The 23848-nt window shown below is 39.7% G+C and carries 16 protein-coding genes and 1 riboswitch; of the genes, 6 read left to right on the top strand and 10 right to left on the bottom strand.

The window, feature by feature from the left end; genetic code table 11:
- Positions 1-449: 449 nt before the first annotated feature.
- The 5 genes from ACOH2D_RS15920 to ACOH2D_RS15940 all read left to right on the top strand — a co-directional run bounded on the left by ACOH2D_RS15920 (position 450) and on the right by ACOH2D_RS15940 (position 8128).
- Positions 450-3902, top strand: a complete 3453-nt coding sequence (locus tag ACOH2D_RS15920) for a pyruvate carboxylase (protein WP_449535841.1) — start codon at positions 450-452, stop codon at positions 3900-3902.
- 181 nt (positions 3903-4083) lie between these two features.
- Positions 4084-4383 carry a hypothetical protein gene (locus ACOH2D_RS15925; RefSeq protein WP_449535842.1) on the top strand — a complete coding sequence of 100 codons (300 nt, stop codon included), beginning with the start codon at positions 4084-4086 and terminating at the stop codon, positions 4381-4383.
- Positions 4384-4429: 46 nt separating this feature from the next.
- Positions 4430-5131: a hypothetical protein gene (locus tag ACOH2D_RS15930; RefSeq protein WP_449535843.1), complete on the top strand. Its 702-nt coding sequence runs from the start codon at positions 4430-4432 to the stop codon at positions 5129-5131.
- 17 nt (positions 5132-5148) lie between these two features.
- Positions 5149-5715, top strand: a complete 567-nt coding sequence (locus ACOH2D_RS15935; protein WP_449535844.1) for a hypothetical protein — start codon at positions 5149-5151, stop codon at positions 5713-5715.
- A gap of 172 nt (positions 5716-5887) precedes the next feature.
- Entirely contained in the window at positions 5888-8128 is a 2241-nt protein-coding gene (locus ACOH2D_RS15940) for an FUSC family protein (RefSeq protein WP_449535845.1), read from the top strand.
- 279 nt (positions 8129-8407) lie between these two features.
- Here the strand turns inward: ACOH2D_RS15940 and ACOH2D_RS15945 are convergent, their stop codons facing one another.
- The 7 genes from ACOH2D_RS15945 to ACOH2D_RS15975 form a co-directional block, all read right to left on the bottom strand.
- A complete protein-coding gene (locus ACOH2D_RS15945) occupies positions 8408-10441 on the bottom strand; it encodes a protein-disulfide reductase DsbD family protein (protein WP_449535846.1) in 2034 nt (677 codons plus the stop codon).
- Positions 10442-10825: 384 nt separating this feature from the next.
- Complete coding sequence (locus ACOH2D_RS15950; protein WP_449535847.1) at positions 10826-12145, bottom strand: TolC family protein; 1320 nt, start codon at positions 12143-12145, stop codon at positions 10826-10828.
- Positions 12132-15221 (bottom strand): efflux RND transporter permease subunit, encoded by a 3090-nt coding sequence (locus tag ACOH2D_RS15955; protein WP_449535848.1) that lies wholly within the window; start codon positions 15219-15221, stop codon positions 12132-12134. The genes ACOH2D_RS15950 and ACOH2D_RS15955 overlap by 14 nt, the downstream gene beginning before the upstream one ends.
- 8 nt (positions 15222-15229) lie before the next feature.
- Entirely contained in the window at positions 15230-16288 is a 1059-nt protein-coding gene (locus ACOH2D_RS15960; RefSeq protein ID WP_449535849.1) for an efflux RND transporter periplasmic adaptor subunit, read from the bottom strand.
- 188 nt (positions 16289-16476) lie between these two features.
- Positions 16477-17097 carry a hypothetical protein gene (locus ACOH2D_RS15965; RefSeq protein ID WP_449535850.1) on the bottom strand — a complete coding sequence of 207 codons (621 nt, stop codon included), beginning with the start codon at positions 17095-17097 and terminating at the stop codon, positions 16477-16479.
- Positions 17098-17156: 59 nt separating this feature from the next.
- Positions 17157-17363 (bottom strand): hypothetical protein, encoded by a 207-nt coding sequence (locus ACOH2D_RS15970; protein WP_449535851.1) that lies wholly within the window; start codon positions 17361-17363, stop codon positions 17157-17159.
- Positions 17364-17556: 193 nt separating this feature from the next.
- A complete protein-coding gene (locus ACOH2D_RS15975; protein ID WP_449535852.1) occupies positions 17557-18273 on the bottom strand; it encodes a sulfite exporter TauE/SafE family protein in 717 nt (238 codons plus the stop codon).
- 126 nt (positions 18274-18399) lie between these two features.
- Here ACOH2D_RS15975 and ACOH2D_RS15980 point away from each other — a divergent pair, with 126 nt between their 5' ends.
- Positions 18400-18819: an Lrp/AsnC family transcriptional regulator gene (locus ACOH2D_RS15980; protein WP_449535853.1), complete on the top strand. Its 420-nt coding sequence runs from the start codon at positions 18400-18402 to the stop codon at positions 18817-18819.
- Positions 18820-18949: 130 nt separating this feature from the next.
- On the opposite strand, the gene ACOH2D_RS15985 is transcribed toward ACOH2D_RS15980, so the two are convergent.
- The 3 genes from ACOH2D_RS15985 to ACOH2D_RS15995 are packed head-to-tail and all read right to left on the bottom strand — an operon-like array spanning position 18950 to position 23196.
- A complete protein-coding gene (locus tag ACOH2D_RS15985; RefSeq protein WP_449535854.1) occupies positions 18950-20080 on the bottom strand; it encodes a hypothetical protein in 1131 nt (376 codons plus the stop codon).
- A gap of 15 nt (positions 20081-20095) precedes the next feature.
- On the bottom strand, positions 20096-21220 hold the full coding sequence (locus ACOH2D_RS15990) for a YncE family protein (protein ID WP_449535855.1): 1125 nt from the start codon (positions 21218-21220) through the stop codon (positions 20096-20098).
- A gap of 11 nt (positions 21221-21231) precedes the next feature.
- Positions 21232-23196, bottom strand: coding sequence for a TonB-dependent receptor (locus tag ACOH2D_RS15995; protein WP_348035289.1), 1965 nt, complete (start codon positions 23194-23196; stop codon positions 21232-21234).
- A 142-nt stretch (positions 23197-23338) separates the two neighbouring features.
- Positions 23339-23521: riboswitch (cobalamin riboswitch) on the bottom strand.
- Positions 23522-23848: the final 327 nt, after the last annotated feature.

Here is a 23848-nt window from a genome sequence, read left to right on the forward strand (position 1 = left end):
GGTTCAGCGAAAGCTAAACTTGAGAAAGGTTCAGCGAAAGCTAAACTTGAGAAAGGTTCAGCGAAAGCTAAACTTGAGAAAGATTCAGCACAAGCTAATCTCATGAATGAAACTAAACCACTTCGAGAAATCGAGGTGGTTTTTTTGTGGGCAAAATTCAATGTTACAATCCTATAAAGCAGCTGTTATGCCGAGGCTATTCTAATTCAAAACACTCAACTTCAATTTCAACTAATGATATGATCGCCAGCAATTTTGAAGTTTACTTTTTGTTTTTGAATCATTTAAAAATTACCTTCGAAGTAATCGTGGAAGTTTCTGAACGTAATCGCATTTAAACAAGAAGACAACTTTTCAAAAAACGCCCTTGATAGAAATAGCCGACGGCTACTATTTAGGATTGCAAAAATTATTTGTAAACCACGAATCATCGCTAAATACCATAACCAATGAAAATAAAAAAGGTACTTATTGCCAACCGAGGAGAGATTGCCATTCGCGTGATGCGCGCCTGTACGGAATTAAATATTGCGACGGTGGCCATTTACACCTATGAAGATCGCTATTCGCAACACCGCAATAAGGCAGATGAATCCTATCAAATTGGTGAGGACAATCAGCCTTTAAAACCGTATTTGGATATGGATGAAATTGTGGCTTTAGCAAAATCCAAAAACTGTGATGCCATTCATCCTGGCTATGGTTTCCTTTCCGAAAACTCAGAATTTGCGAGAAAATGTGCTAATAACGGCATTATTTTCATCGGTCCGAGCCCAGAAGTTATGGATGCTTTGGGCGATAAAATTATGGCAAAGAAAATTGCTGTTAAATGCCATGTACCGATTATCCAAAGCAATAAAAAGAAACTATCCTCTCTAAAAGTCGCCCTATCAGAAGCCAACGCCATTGGGTATCCGTTGATGCTAAAAGCTGCTTCGGGTGGTGGCGGACGTGGGATGCGCATTATCAGAAAAGATGAAGACTTAGAACAAAATTTTGATTCGGCCAGAAATGAAGCCTTAAATGCGTTTGGCGATGATACCATGTTCTTGGAAAAATATGTGGAAGATCCAAAACATATCGAAGTACAAATTGTAGCCGATAATCACGGAAACATTCGCCATTTATTTGAACGCGATTGTTCGGTACAACGCCGCCATCAAAAAGTAGTGGAAATTGCACCTTCCTATAATGTTTCAGAATCAGTCAAACAAGCCGTGTATAAATATGCGGTTGATATTGCTACCGAAGTCAGCTATAACAACATCGGAACGGTTGAATTTCTGGTAGACAAAGATGATAACGTCTTTTTTATTGAAGTCAATCCGCGAATTCAGGTAGAACATACCGTTACTGAAATGGTTACGGGCATCGATTTGGTAAAAACCCAAATTTTCATCGCTGGCGGTTACAAACTTTCCGACCAACAAATAAAGATTTACGAACAGGAATCCTTAAAAACATACGGCTTTGCTTTACAATGCCGATTGACTACCGAAGATCCCAGTAATAATTTCACACCCGATTATGGCACCATAACGACTTACCGAAGTGCTTCAGGAATGGGTATCCGTCTCGATGCCGGAAGTATTTACCAAGGTTATAGTGTGAGTCCGTTTTTTGATTCGATGTTGGTCAAAGTCTCCGCACATGGCAGAACTCTGGACGGCGCGGTTCGTAAAATGGTGCGTGCGTTAAAGGAATTTCGAATTAGAGGGGTGAACACCAACATTCTCTTTTTACAGAATGTCATTCTCCATGACACTTTCAAGGAGGGAAAAGTGACGGTCAATTTTATTCAGAACACGCCTTCCCTATTCAAAATCAAATTGCCACAAGATAGAACATCGAAAGTCACGCAGTTTTTGGCAGAAGTGATCGTCAATGGGAATCCTGATGTGAAATATAAAGATGACACTAAAGTCTTCAGAAATCCGAAAGTCCCGAAATTCAACTTGGCCGCGCCACATCCGAAAGGCACCAAGGATATGCTGACGGAACTAGGTCCAGAAAAATTTTGTGAATGGCTCAAAAACGAAACAAAAATCCACTATACCGATACGACCATGCGTGATGCGCATCAATCGTTGTTAGCCACGCGCATGCGAACTTTTGACATGCTGAAAGTCGCTGAAAGCTTTGCGAAAAATCATCCCAATACATTCAGTATGGAAGTTTGGGGAGGCGCCACGTTTGATGTCTGTTTACGTTTCCTACATGAAAGTCCGTGGACACGCTTGCGCGAATTGCGAAAAGCCGTACCCAATATTTTATTCCAGATGTTGCTTCGCGGCAGCAATGGCGTTGGCTATAAAGCCTATCCCGACAATTTGATTGAGAAATTCGTTGAGAAATCCTGGGAAAACGGCGTCGATCTCTTTCGGATTTTTGATTCCCTCAATTGGGTTAAAGCCATGGAACCGAGCATCAACTTTGTCCGGAACAAAACAGGTGGCATTGCCGAAGCAGCCATTAGCTACACCGGAAATATTTTGGATGTAAACGAAACCAAATACAATCTGAAATATTACACCCAACTGGCGAAAGATCTTGAAAATGCTGGCGCCCACATGATCGCCATCAAAGATATGGCAGGCTTGCTAAAACCCTATGCGGCAACCGAATTGGTCGGCGCTTTAAAAGACACCATCAAGCTGCCGATACATTTGCATACGCATGATACCTCATCCTTACAAACCGCCACCTATCTCAAAGCCATTGAAGCGGGCGTGGATGTGATTGATGTCGCCTTAGGCGGATTATCCGGATTGACTTCGCAACCCAATTTCAACGCCATTGTGGAAATGATGAAAGGACAACCCAGAGCACATGATTTTGATATGAATTCGCTGAATCAATTCTCAAATTTTTGGGAAGATACGCGCGAACTGTATTATCCGTTTGAATCTGGATTGAAAGCTGGAACGGCAGAAGTATTTCAACATGAAATCCCAGGCGGTCAATATTCCAATTTACGTCCGCAAGCGATTGCCTTAGGTTTGGGCGATCGGTTTGATGAGGTCAAAAAGATGTATGCTAAGGTCAATACCATGTTTGGCAATCTGATTAAAGTGACGCCAAGCTCAAAAGTGGTGGGCGATATGGCCATTTTTATGGTAACCAATAATTTGACGCCAGAAGATGTGATGGAGCGTGGCGAGGAAATTTCGTTTCCTGAATCGGTCATCAATTTCTTTAAGGGCGATTTGGGACAACCTGTTGGCGGATTCCCTAAAAAATTACAGAAAATTATTTTAAGAAATCACAAAGCGTATTCCGACAGACCAAACGCGCATTTAGAACCCATCGATTTTGATGTGGAATATGAAGCCTTCAAAAAGAAATTCCAAAAAGGATTTACCAGAGCCCTCGAAATTGAAGATTTCTTGTCCTATACCTTATATCCAAAAGTATTTGAAGACGCGCACGAGAATTACAAGCTTTATGGAAATTTAGCTTTAGTACCTACCAAAAACTTCCTTTATGGCATGAAGCAGCGCGAAGAAATCCTCATTGAACTGGAACCCGGAAAGACGATTATTGTGCGATTGCTGTCTGTAGGTATTCCTAATGAAGATGGTGTCAGGATCGTTTTCTTTACCGTCAATGGAGAAAACCGTTTTGTGGAAGTTTTGGACAAATCGCTTAACGTCAAAAAAGAAACCAACGCTAAAATTGATCCGGCAGATACCAGTCAAATTGGAGCGCCATTGCAAGGTTCTTTATCCAAAGTATTGGTAAAACGTGGTCAGAAAGTCAAAGAAAACGATCCGTTATTTATAATTGAAGCCATGAAAATGGAAACCACCGTAACCGCATATAAAGCCGGAACAATAAAATCCGTGACATTGAAGGAAGGGACCATGGTCATGCAGGATGATTTGGTTTTGATGATGGAGTAGAGACGCAAAATATTGCGTCTCCACCAAAGCAGAGATTCGATTAGAGACGCAAGGTATTGCGTCTCCACAGACGCAAAATATTGCGTCTCCACCAATGCAATTTTGCACCCACACAAATGCAAGATATTATATTAAAGACGCAAGGTATTGCGTCTGCACAAATGCAAAATATCACAAATAGATGCCGGAAAAATTCAGAAATAAATATAGAATAGAATCCACCCGTTTGCAAAATTGGGATTATGGCAGCAATGCCGCCTATTTTGTAACCATTTGCACCAAAAACAGAATCCATTATTTCGGGGATATCGTAGAGACGCAAAACATTGCGTCTCTTAATGCGGAGACGCAAAATATTGCGTCTCTTAATGCGGAGACACAAAACATTACGTTTTTACAAATGCAATTATCAGAAATTGGAAAAATTAGAGACGCAAGGTATTGCGTCTCCACAAATGAAAAATTCAAGACATTATATTAAAGACGCAAGGTATTGCGTCTCCACAAAGATGAAATATCATAGATAGATGGCCGAAAAATTCAGAAATAAATATAGAATAGAATCCACCCGTTTACAAAATTGGGATTATGGAAATAATGCCGCCTATTTTGTAACCATTTGCACCAAAAATAGAATCCATTATTTCGGGGATATCGTAGAGACGCAAAACATTGCGTCTCTTAATGCGGAGACGCAAAATATTGCGTCTCTACAAATGCAATTATCTGAAATCGGAAAAATCGCAAACCAAAATTGGTTATCCATTCCAAAACATTTTCCATTCGTGAAATTAGGGAATCATGTGATTATGCCGAATCATGTCCATGGGATTATCATTATTGATAAACCCATGGATTCCGTAGAGACGCAAAATATTGCGTCTCAACAACAAAAGCAAAATATTGGGTCTGGGGAACAGGAGACGCAAGGTATTGCGTATATACAACATACGGTAAATATTGCATCTTGGGAACAGGAGACGCAAGGTATTGCGTCTCTACCACCATCAACAAATAATAAATTCGGCCCACAATCCAATAATTTGGCATCTATAATCCGCGGATATAAATCATCGGTAAAAACCTATGCAACCATAAATACGATTGATTTTGTTTGGCAGCCCTTATTCCACGACCATATTATTAAATCTGACAATGCATTTCACAGAATTTCTGAATACATTTTAAACAATCCAAGGAATTGGAAAAAAGACACATTTAACAAATAAACTCTTATCTTGACACCATGAAAAAACTTCTCTTTATTTTATTGGTGGTACCGTTCCATATGATGGCGCAGGAGGCACCTGGATCTGTTCAATTTTGGGATACTCTAAAAAATCATTGCGGTAAATCCTATGAAGGCCAAATCACGGCTGGCGGAAAGGAAGGTGATGGCTTTACTGGCGAAAAACTAGTCATGCATGTACGCGCTTGTAATGAAAACGAAATCAGAATCCCATTTTTTGTAGGCGATGACAAATCCCGAACTTGGGTACTTACAAAGGGCAACGATAATCTAATTCTGCTAAAGCACGACCATCGATTAAAAGACGGATCAGAAGATGCCGTGACACAATACGGTGGACTCAGTCCAAATACAGGATTGGCCGATATCCAATTTTTTCCTGCCGATCAATTTACATCCAACTTAATAGCTTATGCTTCCAACAATGTTTGGTGGATTACTTTGGATGACAGTTCATTTACCTACAACCTGCGAAGAGTAGGTTCGGACCGCTATTTCTCGGTAAAATTTGATCTATCTAAAGAAGTGGATACGCCAAGCGCTCCGTGGGGCAGTGAGGATTAATCGAAAATCATGAGCTATAAAAGATAATTAAAAAAAACTACAAACCACTTCAATAGAAGTGGTTTTCTATTCATTGTTCAAACTAAAGGATCATCTAATTAACATTAAAATAACGTCACCATAGACTAGAGAAAATCAATTAGATTACCTTTGTAAGTAATTACTCAAACAATTGAAAGCACTACTTAAAACCATAGATATTTTCCTAAAAGGCTCCAACTTTTACAAAGGCCTCCGATTGACGTTTGCAGTGGTAACACCATTGATCGTCTTCAATCTTTTTGGTGAATTTGAGTATGCCCATGCTATTGTTATGGGGGCATTTTTAAACGCTCCTGGAGATATTCCTGGCAGTTTAAAACGTAAAGTCAATGCCATATTAATCAGCACTGCCTTAACGATGATTATTACAGCTGTCATTCTGTTTTGCAAGCCTTACCTCCCGCTTTTAATTATAGCACTAGTTGTGATTTCTTTTTGTGTGTCCTTGATTTCTGTTTATGGATTTAGGGCGTCGATGGTGTCATTTTCTGGATTATTAGCCATGGTGCTAGCTTTTGCAATTCAAAAAGAAACCACACATGACATTATACAACATGTGCTTTTGATGGGTTGCGGCGGACTTTGGTATTTGTTAGTGTCTTTCCTATTCCGGAAACTAGCTCCCAAAAAAGATGAAGTTCAATTTTTATCGGATACGTTAGCTCTTATTAGTGACTACTTGAAGTTAAGAGGACGTTTGTTGACAAAAAAAACACAGCGTCAAGAACTCATGCAGCAGGCGTTTGCACTGCAAAATCATATCAATGAAAAACATGAAACTTTAAGAGAATTACTGTTATTGGAGCGCAAACGATCTGGACGTTCACATTACGATGAAAAACACTTATTGATCTTTATTTCGTCAGTCAATATCTTTGAACTTATTGAAGCAAAACATCTAAATTATGCAGAGATCGATCGTTTATTTGCAGACAAAAAATATCTAAAGGCTTCGAAGAAACTCAATAACGCTATGAGCCAGCACTTAAAGACTTTGTCTGACTTACTGATTCAAAACAACAAGATTCCTGATAACGATTTCTTAGTAAAGGCACTATCAAAAGTAAAAGCTAACATTGCGAATTATATTGAAGATATCAAGTTACCAAAAGCACGCGAAGGTGGATTAGTTCTTCGAAATTTATATGATTACCAAGAACTGATCTTTCAAGAAATCAATGCCATTCATAGGGTCATGATGAATGTTAATGACGCTTCAAAAGTATCCTTAAAACGGCAGAACAGAAGTCCTTTTTTAACGCTTCAAGAGTATCGCTTGAACGTTATTATTGAAAACCTCAGCTTCAACTCTACAATTTTTCGTCATGCGCTCCGACTTACAGTGACCCTACTGTTTGCATTTGTTATAGGAACGCTGTTAGACGTCAAAAACACCTATTGGATCCTCCTAACTCTTATTGTGATCATGCGTCCCAATTACGGATTGACCAAAGAGCGTTCAAAAGACCGAACTATTGGAACCCTCATTGGTGCCGCTTTTGCTATTGGCATTGTGCTGCTAACCCAAAATGTGATCGTCTATTCGGTTTTGGCCATTATATCACTGACCTTATCATTTGCCTTGATACAGCAAAATTACAAATCAGCAGCAGCATTAATTACCATCAACATCGTTTTTGTGTACTCACTCATCAATCCGGATGCCTTTCAGGTTATCCAATTCCGTGTGATTGACACCCTTATTGGTGCGAGTATTGCCGTGATTGCCAATTACACCTTATGGCCTAGTTGGGAAGCCTTAAATTTGAAAAGCGTGCTTGTGGATGCTTTGGAAAAAAACAGAAAGTACCTTTTGGCGACCCAGCAGTTGTATTATGATAAAAAGGAAAATGAACTCGGTTATAAACTGGCCAGAAAGGAAGCGTTTTTAGCCATCAGTAATTTGAATGCTGCATTCCAAAGATTGACCCAAGACCCAAAATCAAAGCAAAAAGAATTTCAGCTCATTTATGGTATGGTAACCTTAAATCAAACCATGGTATCGGCCATTGCTTCCATTGGCAGTTTTATAATCAACCATCAAACCACGCCAGCCTCTAAGGAATTTGACGCTTTAATTTGGACTATTAGCAATACTCTTCAAGCCTCCTGTTCTATTTTAGAAAATGTACAGGCAATTTCTCCCATCAATACCATGGATATTGAAAAAGCTCAGGAAAAACTCATGCAAACCTATCATAGCTTATCTAAAATTCGAGATGAAAACATCCAAAAAGGCGACACCGAACTCGATACGGAAACTTTACACCATCTTCAGGAAGCCTATTTAATTTCCAATCAATTGATCTGGTTAAAAACAATGTCTGACAACCTTAAAAAGGCAACCTTAAAGTATCGCAATCTGTTGTAGCGAATGCTTTCTATGAATGGTCATTAGTTAGATATCCCAGACCAAATAGCCTTCAGTTTAATTCAAAAATTAGATTAGGATTTTGTCCATTAAACAGCTATGGACTAAAGGGCCATTCCAGACCGACAAGCGTTCCAGCGGGGCTTTAACATAATTTGAGACCAACAAAAAAACCACTTCAGTTAAAATCGAAGTGGTTTTTGGTAGTTATAAACATCTGTTCTTAAATTGAAAAACGCATCACTGAGCTTCTTCGCCTTTCAATATAAAAGAGTATTATTACTTTTGAAATGCGCCGACACCTTCTTTCAGCCACTCCAAATATTCCTGAGCATCTGGCGTATAACCTACAGGTTCGTTAAGGTTTTCCTCATCAAGTCCTATCAATGCATAAAAGGGCTGTGTATTGGTTTTATAGCGTATCGTTTGGAATTCACTCCATTTCTGACCGATGTATTTAATCTGTTTTCCTGGCTTCAATTGAGATTCAATGACCTCATCGTCCTCAAGTTTGCGTTTGTCATCTACATATAAGGAAATCAATACCACTTCATTCTTTAAAATATTCAACACTTGGTCATTTGGCCAAACGTTCTGTTCCATCTTTCTACAGTTCACACAAGCCCAACCTGTAAAGTCTAACATAATTGGTTTGCCAACTTGCTTAGCGTAAGCCAATCCTTTATCATAATCATTGAACGCCAAAATTTGATGTGGTGCTAAAAGATGGGCGCCATCAGGAAGTTCCTGAGCATCGTTAGACACAAAACCGCCTCCTCCTTTAGAGTTACCAACACCATAAGGCGATTCAGAATAATCCAACGGTGGCGGGAACGCACTGATCAAATTAAGAGGTGCACCCCAAAGTCCTGGGATCATATAAATGGTAAAACTCAACACCAATAATCCCAGACTTAAACGTCCTACGGAAATATGAGTCAACGGAGAATCGTGCGGCAATTTGATTTTTCCGAAAAGATAAAAAGCCAAGGTTCCAAAAATAGCGATCCAAATAGCAATGAATACTTCACGCTCTAAAAAATGCAATTGTAACACTAAATCGGCTTGCGATAAGAACTTGAAGGCAAATGCCAATTCCAAGAATCCTAAAACCACTTTTACCGTGTTCAACCATCCACCAGATTTTGGCAGGGAGTTCAACCACCCTGGGAATGCAGCAAACAAACCAAATGGCAAGGCCAAGGCCAAAGCAAAACCAAACATTCCGATCATTGGTGCAAGGCCACCAGTGGTTGCAGAAAGCACGATAATATTCCCTACAAAAGGTCCGGTACATGAAAAGGAGACAATAGCTAAAGCTAAAGCCATAAAAAAGATACCGGTATAACCGCCCTTATCTGCCTTACGATCTATTTTATTAGCCCATGAATTTGGCAGCATAATCTCGAAAGCACCCAAAAACGACACCGCAAAAATAACCAGAATAAAGAAAAATATGAGGTTAAACGTCACGCTCGTCGAGAACTCGTTAATGGCACTGGCACCAAAAATGGCGACCACCCCTGTTCCGAGAATCACATAAATCACGATGATACAAATACCATAAATTATGGCGTTTTTAACCCCTTGAGCTTTATTCTGACTTTGTTTGGTAAAAAAACTAACGGTCATTGGAATCAATGGGAAAACGCACGGCGTAAACAAGGCGATCAGACCTGCGCCCATTCCTAATATGAAAATGGTCCAAAGGCCTGAGTGATCAGTTCCTGAATCTTCTTTACTGTTTAAAACCTTTGTGTCATTTGTAGAAGCTACTGCGTCTTTGCTATTTGGATCTTGAAAATCGATAGTGCTGCCAGTATTAACACCACCTGCCGCTGAACCTGTAACGGTCTTGGCATTTTTCAAATCAAAATTAAGATCAACATACGAAGGAGGCAAACAGCGGATATCATCACAGACCATAAACTCTACTTCGCCTTTGACTATGGAAAGTTCCTTATTAATCAAAGTGATCCGTTGTCTAAACTCGGTTGCATTCTCAAAAAACTTGATCCGCATATTGAAAACAGGATCATCGATTGTAACACCTTTTTCTTCAATGGTATTACCCATTAGCTCAGCATCCTTACCTGTTTCGTAGATAAACGTTGTTGGAATTGGTCCGTCCTCAGGAACATCCTGTGAGTACAGGTGCCAACCTTTGTCTATTTTAGCCCTTGCAATAAGGTCGTACTCTGTATCAGAGATTTTTTCGACTGAAGTTGACCATTTTACCGGCTCCAAAACCTGGGCATTAGCCGTTGTCCATGTTAATGAAACCAATAAAAAGTAAAGTAAAATATTTCTCATTTTGATGGTGTTAATTAGGGTATTAGCAATATTTAAAACAGAAAAAACACTCAAGATGCAACTTCTCTACCAACAAGACGTTGCAAATACAGAATGCCCTTATAATAAAATGTTAAAAATATTTTTCATTTGTTAAAATCAAGTTGCAAAGGTAAATAAAAGAAATTGGACGACATACAATTCCCATAGGTTGTGAGAGGTTTAACATAAGGTTTAGAAACTTTTATCAGACAAAAGAATCTAGATACTTCGACAGGCTCAGCATCCGTTGCTCGGCGAAAAGATCATATAATATAGAGACCTAGACCGTAAGATATTTGATAGAAATTCTTTAAAGTTTAATTTTCTTAATGGTATTCCTAAAAAACTAAGAAAAGATTTCTATTACTGTAAAGATAAACTCCCCGCCAACTGTTTCAAGGTAACTTCTGATAATTTAGTTTCGTAGATGGCATTGCTCAACCGCAAGGTAGCGTTGATATAATTCAGTTGGGCCGTTCTAAACTCGATGGTTGGAATGGTTCCTATTTTATATTTAGCCAAGGTAATATCAAGGTTTTCTTTCGCTATTTCCTCATTGTTGGTTTCTAAATCAATCAAACTCAAATTGGTCAAATAGGTCTGAAATGCGGTGTGCAACTGCGACTTTATAGTTTGCGTTTGCTGCTCTATGGCAATGGATGAGTTTTCAATTTGAAGCTTTGCAATTTTTTCATTCCGATTCTGATTCGATCCGTTGAAAATATCAATGCTGGCAGCAAATCCGTAGTTCAATCCTCGGGCATTATTTTTTGTGGTAAATCCCAAACTCGATTCTGAATCGCTGAAATTATAGCCTGTAGTCGCCGAAATCCTAGGAAAACGATTGCCTTTAATTTGCTTCAATTCCAATTCTGAAATCCGTTTATTGATCAATTGCGCTTGTAAGTCTGGATTTTGAGTGGTTGCTAAACGTTCTAATTCGGGCAGTTGCAAATCAGTAGCAATCAATACCTCATCATTGACCTTGAAATCGATATTAGTGTCACGCGCCATGATTTCATTCAGCCTGATTTTGGTATTGATATACCGTTCAATTTGTCTGATATGAAGAGTCTTGTCCGTATTCAAATCCACTTTCGCATTAAGCACTTCCAATTTAGAAGCTTTACCTATACTAAATCGGTTATCGGCAAGCTCCACACGCTGTTCTGAAATAACCAAGGTGCTATCCAAAGCTCTTAATTGCTGTTGTTGCTGTACCAAATCATAATAGGTAATCATTACATCACTCACTCGATTCAACACCGTGCTTTGCAGTTCTGCTTTTCCTAATTTTTCAAGTTCTTTCAATTGATCGTAGCGTGCGAACATTCTCAAGCCATCAAAAATAGTCCAGTCCAAACCAACGCCATAACTAATATTGTTGTTTTTGGCATTGTCCAATTCGATAACATTGCCGTCCGAGCGTGTTTGAGAAATATTTTGAATGCTATTACTGGTGGTTCCCTGAGCAAAAACTCGTGGGAGCATCCCCGCAAACCCTGGACTTACACCCAGAGAATCTGCTTTTAATGAATTGTTTGACAAACGAATGTCGTAATTATTATTTAGCGTAATTTTTACAGCTTCTTCAAGCGTCAGCAAGTCTTGGGCCTGTATTTGAAAGGAAAAATGCCCTACAAATACGCACAGATATACTGACCATAATTTACTCCCTTTCATAATTCTCAATTTTATCAAATTCTGGATGTTGTTTTCTTTCTCGAGACCACATCATATAGATTGCTGGAATAACAAACAAGGTTAAAATAAGCGAGAACATCGTTCCTCCAATAATGACGACTCCCATCCCGATACGACTTACAGATGCCGCGCCAAGGGAAAGTGCAATTGGAAGCGCCCCCAAGGCAATAGTTAAACTGGTCATTAAAATTGGACGCAATCGAGATACGGAAGCTTTCTGTATGGCCTCATGTTTAGGCACCCCTTCCTCCCGAAGTTGATTGGCAAATTCCACTATCAAAATTCCGTTTTTTGTCACGAGGCCAATAAGCATAATCGTACCAATTTGACTGAAAATATTCCAGGTCTGTCCAAATAACCACAGCGAAAACAAAGCTCCCGCGACGGCCATAGGCACCGTTAAAATAATCACAAACGGATCAATAAAACTTTCAAATTGCGCTGATAAAATCAGGAAGATGAGCAACAATGCCAATCCGAAAGCAAAAAGCGTGTTGGAACTACTCTCCACAAAATCGCGGGATTCGCCACCTAAATCAGTGGTAAAAGAATCGTCCAATACTTTGGCCCGGATACTTTCCATGGCTTCAATACCATCGCCAATGCTCATCCCCGGCGCTAAACTTGCCGATACCGTAGCCGACATATAACGGTTGTTGTGATACAATTGCGGCGGACTACTATGTTCTTCTGTAGTTACTAAATTGTCCATTTGAATCAATTGACCTTTATCGTTCTTCACGTACATCGATTTCAGATCCATCGGTTCGTTGCGATCTTTTTTATCAAATTGTCCAATCACTTGATACTGTTTTCCATTCATCATGAAATATCCGAATCGTTGTCCGCTTAAAGATAACTGTAGCGTTTGCGCGACATCCAAAACAGAAACACCTAAACTTTTCGCTTTATTTCGATCAATCGTGACGTAGATTTCAGGTTTATTGAATTTCAAATTCACATCCGTATTGGCAAAAACCGGATTGTTTTCGGCTTCTACCATAAACTCCGGAATTTTCTCTTGAAGTTTTTCAAAATTCGGCGCCTGGATAATGTATTGAATTGGCATCCCTCCTCTTCTATTTACCGCAATGGTTGGCGTTTCAGAAACACTCACACGGGCATTTTCATAATTTCTGGTCCAGCGGGCAAGATCGGCAGCAATTTCCTTTTGCGTACGATCGCGTTCGCTAGGATCCACCAATGAAATTGTAGCACGGCCACTATTTACCGAGGAAGATCCAAAACCTGGAGAAGTAATGATCAAACTCACTTTCTTTTCCGGAATGGAATCATTGATCAACTCGGTCATTTCATCCATAAACCGATCCATATACTCATAGGATGCGCCTTCCGGTGCCGTGACATTTAGACCAATATAACTACGATCATCGTATGGCGCCGTTTCTTTTTGAAGTAAGCTGAAAAACACCCCAATCATCACAATACACACGACCAAAATTGGGAAGCTCAACCATTTCTTAGTCATAAATTTACCTAATGAATTCGCATAGGCATTATTCATTTTCACAAAATAATGTTCGGTAAAATTGTAAAACTTAGAACGTTTTTGTTTCCCAGGTTTCATCATGTACGCATTCAACATTGGCGTTAAGGACAAGGATACAAACGCCGAGATCATGACCGCCGAAGCAATGACGACGCCAAATTCCCTAAACAATCGACCGACAAATCCTTCCAAGAAAATAACTGGTAAAAACACGGCCGCCAAAGTGACTGAAATCGAAATAACCGCAAAGAAAATCTCATTGGATCCTTTTATCGCCGCTTCAATGGGCGACATGCCTTCCTCTACTTTTTTGTAAATATTTTCTGTGACCACAATCCCATCATCCACCACTAAACCTGTGGCCAATACAATCGCAAGAAGCGTCAAGACATTAATCGAAAATCCAAACATCCACATAATAAAGAAGGTGGAAATCAACGACACCGGAATATCCACCAACGGACGCAACGCCATCGACCAGTTTCTGAAAAACAAGTAAATGACCAAAATCACCAACACTATCGAAATGGCTAAAGTTTCAACCACTTCCGTGATCGCACGTTTGACAAACAAGGTATCATCAACAACGACATTCAGCTTAAAATCGGCCGGCAAATCCTCCTTCATTTTTTCAAATTCCGCATAAAAAGCGTCTGCAATAGCCACATAATTCGTTCCAGGTTGAGGAATAATAGCCAAAGCAATCATCGGTTGCCCTGAATCACTCAACTTGGTTTCCATATTTTCCGCTTCCAAGGTCGCGTTTCCAATATCACTAAAACGCACAACTTTTCCGCCCTCGGCCGAAATGATGATGTCATTGAATTCCTCTTCCGTTGAAAGGTTCCCGATTGTTTTTACACTCAATTCAGTATTGGCTCCCGATAATTTACCAGATGGCAACTCCACGTTTTGCGTCAATAAAGCCTGTCTGACTTCGGCAACGGTCACACCGTAAGATGCCAATTTCAAGGGATCAATCCACAAACGCATCGCATAACGACGTTGCCCCCAAATTTGCACACTACTTACACCAGGAATGGTTTGTAAGCGTTGTGCCAGGACATTATCGGCATAATCCGTAAGTTCTAGGATGTTTTTATTATCACTTTGAACCGTCATGGAAATAATGGCACGCGAATCAGCATCCGATTTTGCGACCACTGGTGCCGCATCGATATCCTGAGGTAAACTCCGTATAGCCTGTGAGACTTTATCACGCACATCGTTAGCGGCTTCCTCAATATCCTTACCGAGATTAAATTCAATGCTAATCCTACTAGAGCCTTGATTACTTGAAGACGTAATATTTCTAATCCCATCAATCCCGTTGATGGCTTTCTCCAGTGGTTCCGTGATTTGGGATTCGATAATATCGGCATTGGCACCAGCATAATTGGTGCTGACAGATATTTGTGCCGGATCAATAGATGGAAATTCCCGAACACCCAAATAGGTAAACCCAATAACCCCAAAAAGCATGATCGTCAAATTCATCACGATGGTGAGTACAGGGCGCTTTATACTTAAGGTAGATAAACTCATCAGCTTGATTAATTCTTTAATTTTACTTTTACTGGCGTGCCGTTTCTAAGCGACATCACACCCGAAGTTAAAATGGTATCGCCCACTTTAATTCCAGAAATCACACGCACATCAGTAGCTGTTCTTGTACCGGTTGCCACGATAACTTCCCTGGCTTTTCCGTTTTCAGTTATAAATATTTTCTTTCCATTCTGTATTGGAATCAAAGCTTCTGTAGGAACTAGCAACGCATCGTTGACAACTTCAAGCGGCATGGTTATGTTTGCAAAAGTTCCAGGATATAATTTTCCATCTTGATTCTCGGTAATGGCCCGCATTTTCAAAGTCCGCGTCGCAATGTCAACCTGAGGCTCGATGGCGTAAACTTTAGCGGTATGTACTTCCGTAGAATTGGACGTAGTGAAGGTCAGCAGACTTCCCACTTTCATTTGTGAAGCATATTTTTCAGGAATGGCAAAGGTCAATTTTAGTTGACTTGTATTGACCAAATTAGCAATTGGGGTTGCTGGTGTGACATATGTTCCTTTAGAAATGGATCGCAAACCGATCGTTCCAGAGAACGGTGCACGCACCGTCGTTTTTGATAATTGCGCGGCGATCAAATCAGATTGGGCACGAGCAGATTCGAAATCGGCGTTGGCCACATCATATTCTTCTTGACTTATAGCCTGTTTATCCAATAAAAGCTTGGCGCGTCTTTGATTTTCGGAAGCTAATTGTTGAGCTGTTTTTACTTTAGATAATTGGGCGCGTAACTCCACATCATTCACATGGAAAAGCACTTGTCCTTTGGACACTTTTGTACCTTCTTCAAATTTGATACTTTCGACCACCCCAGAAACCTCACTTCGAAGCTCAATGTCTTCATTGGCCTCCAAAGTTCCTGAAAGATTGATATTATCTGCAAAGGTCTGGGCTTTCAGCACCATTCCTTCAACGCCCATGACGTTGGCGGTTCTATTTGCATTTTTCGGACTGTTAGCTTTGGCATTTGAACTAATCCTGTAAACAACAAGCGCAATTATTCCACAAATAAGAAGTGTGAAAAAAAAGTGTCTTTTTTTCATTAAGCGGGGTTTAATTTAGATTAAGGAAATCTTCCTGATTCACAAATCTAATTTTTTTAAATTCAGAAGCATAGAAGTTGATTCTATTTTAACATACTTTAAGAGTTTTATTCGAATTTTATTATCAGTTTCGTTGTGCCACGGAAAGTTGAATAGGCCCAATAATCGAGAATATTCCAAACTGCATTTTAAAGAAATAAGACCTCACAGGTTTTTGAAACCTGTGAGGTCTGACGTGTCAACTCAAAAGCCGTTTGATAAGTAATGATGGTGTCACTTTTTATAAACTTCAGCTTTTGGTTTTGATAGCTAATAGCGGTTAGGAATTGTTCAGTTTCATAGTTGGCAATAGCAAAGGTGAAATCATCAACATATAAGCGTTCACTGGTCACTTCCAATTGTTCTGAACGCAATAAACCAATCGTTTTCTGTACCACATAGATGCCATTATCTAATTCTTGGGAGAGAAAAGTCAGGTTCTTTTCTACTTGGAAGAGTGGAAATAACACCATGTCATTAAATAGTTCATTGGATTGAATTTTTAGAACTTTTCGTCGTTTGAACCAGATTTCAATTTGACTTTTAGAAGTGTTCAGCATCCCAGAAATTAAAGTCGCATCAATATCGGACAGCTCTTTAATTTTTTTATCTTTTAATCCATAATAGAAGAAAGGATCTAAAAGCAAATCAGTGAGTGGACGGTTTCTTTTAGCAGCAATGGTCGACCAATGCAGATATGTTTCCGGATCCAAATGCAGCCGCCGTATTTCAATCCCTTCACCGAACGTATTAATTTTTATTTTTGGCATGTTATGAGTTGAACTAACAATTTATTCAGAAGGAATACTCCAAAGATAAGATTTACCAATCAAACAATTTCCCAATTCACATCACCTAAATCCAATGCGCCATTCATATTAATCGTCAGCCAGGATACGCCCGGAAAAGCTTCTTCTAAGGTCATCGAAAAACCAGATAAAGCGCCGTGTTCCAAGTTTGTTTGAGCTTCATTTTGTAACTTAGCCATCAGTTTTTCATATTGCTCATCGGTCAAATTAATACGTATCTGTTTCATAGAATTACTTTCAAAAATCGGTATCGTAGCGATTGTTTTTCAAATTCAATGTGATTTCTTCATTGAATCCTCCAAAGATAAATCCTCACTACGCCAAAAGGTGGCGGTTTGATTTTTTGTAATGACTTAAAGAACCTGATAAGGAATTATTCATGCAGAAAAAGAAATCTGTTTGCGCAACTCTCAAGATCGTTTAGAATAGCATAATCATCCCCGAAACACACAAAAGAAACATTAAGGCTTTTTTGAAGAATTTCTCATCGATCTTTTTAAAGGTTTTCTTTCCCAAAAACTGGGCTAAAAGAAATACCGGTAAGATAAAAAGCGCCACTTTCAAATGACTCAAATTTAATAGCCCACTTACAGCTAGCGCTGGCACGCGGGTTATGGTTACCAATCCTAAAACACCAATCATGGTCGCTCGCAACGCATTGATATTTTTAACGGTATTTTCAACGCACATCACGTAAAGCGGACCGCCAGTGGAGAATAAGCCTGAAAAGAAACCTGCCATAACCCCAAAGCTTATGACGCCACCTTTATTAAGCACAATCCTCTTTTTACCAAAAGATATATAGGCTACATAGAGCAATATAAATACGCCCAAACCTCGTTTTAAGACCAATGGTTTTGCAAAGGTCAGCACCGCAATTCCCAAAATAACGCCAATCACAGAGGTCAGCGCCAATTGAAGGATAATTTTCTTATCGATATTTTGCCATTCTTTGGAGATTAGAAACACGCTTGAAAACAAATAGAATATAGAGATATAAGCAATGGCATCAGGGAGTTCCATTTTAAAAAGCAAAATAGGAAGCGCCAATAAAGATCCCGCAAACCCAATAACGGTTTGCACATAAAATCCTATAAATATCCCCAAAGCGAGAATTAAGAACACTTCTACTGACATATTAAAACTGAATATTAATTCATACAAAATTATCAGATAAACGCCGCAACTCACAATCGATTAATAGGCAAGAATTACATTTAACCGCATAAATGATGTATTTTTAGTCCTAAAACAATTGAATCTATGGTAAGTGATGTAGACCGTCAAATCATCAAGCTCTTAAAATTAAACGCAAGAGCGTCCTTTGCGGAAATTGGAAGAACCGTTGCGCTTTCGCCCTCGTCGGTTCGGGAACGTGTTCAGAAGTTAGAAGATTTGGGAGTTATTAAATCGTATACGGTCAAATTGGACCAAGCGCAATTGGGCAATGGATTGGAGGTCTTCATTCTTGTTAAGATTTTTGATGGAAAGCTCAAATATATATTATCAGAAATCCACAGTTATCCCGAAGTTCAGGAAGCTTTTCGAATCACTGAGCCGTATAACATTCATATTCGGGTGGTACTGCGTGATCAATTGCATCTACAGCAATTTATAGACAAATTGATTAATTATGGAAGTCCGACGACGCTTCTTATGCTTACGGAAATTGAGAAAAGCTGACGATTATTTTTTATGACCTCAGGAACTATGAAACAAAAAAGCACTTCTAAAAAAATTAGAAGTGCTTGATCATCTTTTTAAAATTGATGAAATTGTCTGTTAGATATTCGCAAATAAGTTCGTCATGCTTTTACTTTAATAAACTTAAGTCGGCCACACCAGCAACTTCCGTTGACATTTCGCCTAACCAGCCCATATCAGCTTGAATTCCTGTTTGGATCTTTACGAAATCAATACCGCTTAAACCGACCGGTTTTCCGTCTTTATCAATCGCATCTGCAATATTAATTTTGTCTCCACCAGACGTATTATCAGCATAACCGTACTTAAATGGTGCACTGGTAATCATTGAAGCATTACTCCTGTCGATATTACTATCTGATAACAATGTTCCAGAAACAGTATAAGAATTTGCCGTAATCCATTCTGGATAATAGGCTTGTTTATGAAATGCATTTTTCAAGACAAACCCCGTATTCCCTTTATTATCTTCCCATGCGATATTGTCTTCTATCTTTTCTGGTCTAAAGTAAATCACTTTATAATCTCTATAAGTTCCTTCCAGAGTATGTGCACTTCCTTTAATTTCATACCAGGTATCATCTGGCAATCCATTGCCATTATCATCCTGCATCACATAAACAACACCAGGCTCAGCAAAAGTGGCCGATGCATTTCCGTAAATGATAAAATCATTTTCCCCTTCACGATTGATCACGGTATGATCAAAAGCATAACTTACAAAACCTCCCCAGGCTCCCAAGGTTACTGAACCACGTTTTCCGATAAGACTTTCAGCACTTGCCAAATTCCCCGGATTCTTATTTATAAACTGCCCAGGTGCTGGATAATATTCTAAAAGCTGCGTTACATACGCATTACTGTCATCAGTAATCGGTCTTAATTTAGCGTCCACAGTGATTGTGTATTTATAAGTAAAGATGCCTGTTTCGTTAGAAGCTTCATAAGACAACACATAGGTTCCTGAATTTGTAGGCTCAAAAACATACGTATCAGCAGTGGCCACGATACTATCCCCTAAGGTCCATTTTTCAGTATATTCGGAGTTGTTTTGATTGACTGCTGCAAATTCTAAAAGATCTCCAACAGCAATCTGAAGTTCCTTTTCTGATTTGGACATCGCTATTTGTGGTTCTAAAACCGCAACGGCGTCATCATCATTTGAGCAGGACGTAACTAGTAGGGCGAGGCCAAAAAAGGCAACAAGTAATTGTTTGTAATTGGTTTTCATTGTATTCATTATTTAAGGTTTAAATTATTCGTATTTGAAAGTAATATGTGCGGGAATATCGCCTGTTTGGACTGACCATTTCAGTGCTCCGTCTGGCGTAAAACAGTAGAGGTTGCCAGGCGTTACATAATCTTTGGCATCTGTGATCAACACCTCATCGGTTTCAGGATGGACTGCAATTCCGTAGGGCATTTCAATCAGGCTTTTGTCTTTATCGGAAATAAAGGTTTTATCCAACAAGGTTTCGGTTTTAGTGTCCAGCATGAGGTATGAAATCTCATAATTGCCAGTGATATAGCTAAACTCTGAATTATACATATAAGCGATATCCTTATGAATGGTCAAATTGCTGACGCCGATATCAAAGCTTTTTTTCACAGTTTCTGTTTTGGTATCGACCACCAACAACCTGGAAGGCGTCTCATAATAATCGCCTCTTGAAGTCACATATAAGTCACCTTCACTATCGATTTTTAGACGATGCAGATTTATAGCCACTTCTATCCGCTTGGTTTCCGTAAACGCATTGACATCAATAACTGAAATGGTCGATTCATAATTTGGAGGACTATAGCCGCCCGAGTTTGCCACGTAAATTTTATCATTATACGCCACCAATTCTTCAGGCTGACGCCCTACTTCAACGCGACGCGTAATCTTCAAGCTGGTGGTATCAATTTCGGCCACGATGCCGTTGGGATTGCTGGCATTTCCTACGCCTCCCAAGTAGCTACTTAAATACGCTTTTCCTTTATAAAATGTGAGGTACCGAGGATTATCGATGTCAATTTGTTTAATCCGTTTTCCCGTATCGGCATCAAGCACCTCCACTTTATTGGAACCATTAACCACTACGTATAGTTTTGAACCATAGATGCCCATGGCGTTTCCAACGTCTCCCAATCCACCCACGAGTTCTGGATTGGCCTTACTGAATACACTGCCTTTGTATTCGCCTGTTTCATAATCCATATAATCCAGCGAGGCTTTATTCATCGCCATATTGCCTTCATTGAGGAGGTAAAAACCTTTAACTGCGGTTGGGGTTTGGCCTCCAGGATTTTGAACGTCATCTTCAATAGCAGGGTCATCGGTCTGGCACGCGTACATGCCGAAGAAAATCATTAGTAATAAACTGAGCTTTTTCATACTTTTTTTAATTAGAATTCATAATTGAGGTTCAGCCGAAAGGATCTTCCGGGCATTGGGAAATTCTTAATGACGGCGTATTGCTGGTCGAATAAATTATTGACTTCCAAGCCTAACTTTAAAGGATTTTTCCCTGAAAAAGGAAGCGCATAATTGATCGACATATCATGCGTGTACCATGGTTGCAGATAATTGGAAGCGATATTGGCCTTTTGGCTATAACGTTCGCCCGTATAGATAAAACTGTAATTAAGGGAGATGGCTTTATAATCTAGCATCAAACTCAAACCACCACTATGCTTGGGAACGTACGGAATTTGTTGGCCAAAACTGTTGCCGCCGGGCGTCACATCTAAGGATTCTTGAAACGTATAGGTAAGAATTGTTGTGTAATTAAATTCAGGACCGATTTTCCCCGAAGTAGTCATATTGGTTTCGATGCCATTGGTCTCAACTTCCCCAAGATTATACATCGTCCATCTAAAAAGATTGGTGCCCGGAATGGCCACAATTTTATCGGTAATCCAGATTTTGTAAATATCACTAGTCACATTAAAAACCGTATTCCAGATTTCATTCTGCCAAGAAAAACCCAAATTGACTTGTTCGGAATACTCAGGATTTAAAAACGTATTTCCCACAAAAGTGTAATACAAATCATTGAACGACGGCATTCTGAACATCTTTTTATAAAAACCACGAAGTCTTAAATCGGGCGAAGCAAAAGGCTGCACATTAAAAAGAAGCGTTGGCGAAAATTCCTGAAAATCATCTGCCGCTTCATAATATTTCACAGATTCATAGATGCCTGTACTTAAAATACTCGTTTGGATCGTGAACCTATCAAAAGTCAAATCGGACGCCAGAACATTTAATAAGGTATTTCTCTTTGGATAGGCAAACCGATACAAATTGGCTTGCATGACATTCTGCTGAACATCGGTCGCCAAACTCAAGGTCCAATACGACTTGGCTTTATAGGTATGCACCAAGGATAAATAATACTCTTGCTGGTCATAAGTGTTTTCCAGAAATCCGCTGGTCGTGACAATCTCAGGATCCAGATACCGCGAATAATCGACGCCGTATTTACCGCGGACTTTCACGCTGTATCTCTCACTAAATTGATGTTTATAATCGGCCTGCAGAAAATCATTCCGATCCCACAACCGTTGCGGACGCGCAAATCGGTTCGCCACAATAGCTCCTGGCAAACCTCTTTCCGAATTGTAATGGTAATATTTCACGTTCCAAGTGTCTTGGTTTTTGTGTTGGCCATGTACCGACGCTTCCACACGATACGACCTGATATCAGCATTATTTCGTACCGCCGTGGTATCGTAAACCCCGTTGGAATATTGAAATTTATAGCGACCATGAGCGCTGACCAGCTCGGTACTGACGCGGGCTGAAAGAGCATTGTTGATTTTGTAATTGAGATTGATGGACGGATTAAAAAGTCCGAAGGAACCGGACCGGACACCTACTGCTAATTGATAGGTTTCGCCGGGTTCAAATTTCGGCGTTTTTGTTTGCAGATAAATGGTATTTGCCGAAGCATAGGATTTTGCCGATTGTTGCATTTCACTGTGCTGGCCTTGATAAAGACTGACCTTCTCCATATTGTCCAGCGAAAACTTCCCGAGATCGACCTGCCCGTTTTGCGCATTCCCCAATTGAATACCGTCAAAAAATACGCCCGTATGTTGGGAGCCCATACTGCGGACATTTACCGTTTTGATACCGCCAATGCCGCCGTAATCCTTGAGTTGAATGCCGCTGAAATACCGCAACGCATCGGCCACACTCAAGCTATTGAGTTTTTTAAGTTGCGCTCCCGAAAGTGATTGGACTGGCGCTGGCGAGGTATGAGATTCGAAGCGATTTTTGTCGTGATTTAACAATATTTCTTGCAGTTCAATAGGAACCAAAGTATCGCGCTTTTGAGACCAAAGCAGTGTCGGACACAAGAGCATTCCAAGAAATAATATTTTAATAGGGCTTAAATAGGTCCTCATAATGACATTGCGCCGACGAGGAATCACAAGAAAGGTAAACGACTTCGAAAGTACCGAAGCGTTTATAAAACCAATCCAAGCTTCAATCCCCGAAAGCCTTATAGAATTACAAGAAATGGCAGGTATTCTGACTTGCTTTATCCACCCGGCCTTCCCATCTTAAAAGACAGTGACCATTATTGGGCTTCATCAAAAAGCTTACAGCTGCGGGACAGTTCTGGATTTACACCAGATTCCCATTTAATGCCTACCGAAGTAGGCAACCTTTTCTAAAATAAAGTGCAAAGCTAGATATTAATTTTAGAATCGGGTTGAATATGATTAACAATTTTCGTGAGGACGCCTTTCAAGCTAGCGCCAACAAAGTATTTATAGTGTATAGGATCTGTTACCAATCCAATCTCCGGCTAGCGCTCGTTTGTAACGAGTGCCGTATCCAATATGACATACGGCCACAAACCACAAAAACAGGAGCCTACTTTATTATAAAATTTGCTTTTGTTGCTCATGCAACTGACATAGAACTTGTTTGCAACATGAAGTTCTTTGTGGGCACCCGTTGAAAACGGGCGCTAGCGTATTATATAAGACATACGTTTGCAAAGGATAC

It is taken from the genome of Gelidibacter sp. (genome assembly GCF_053579655.1).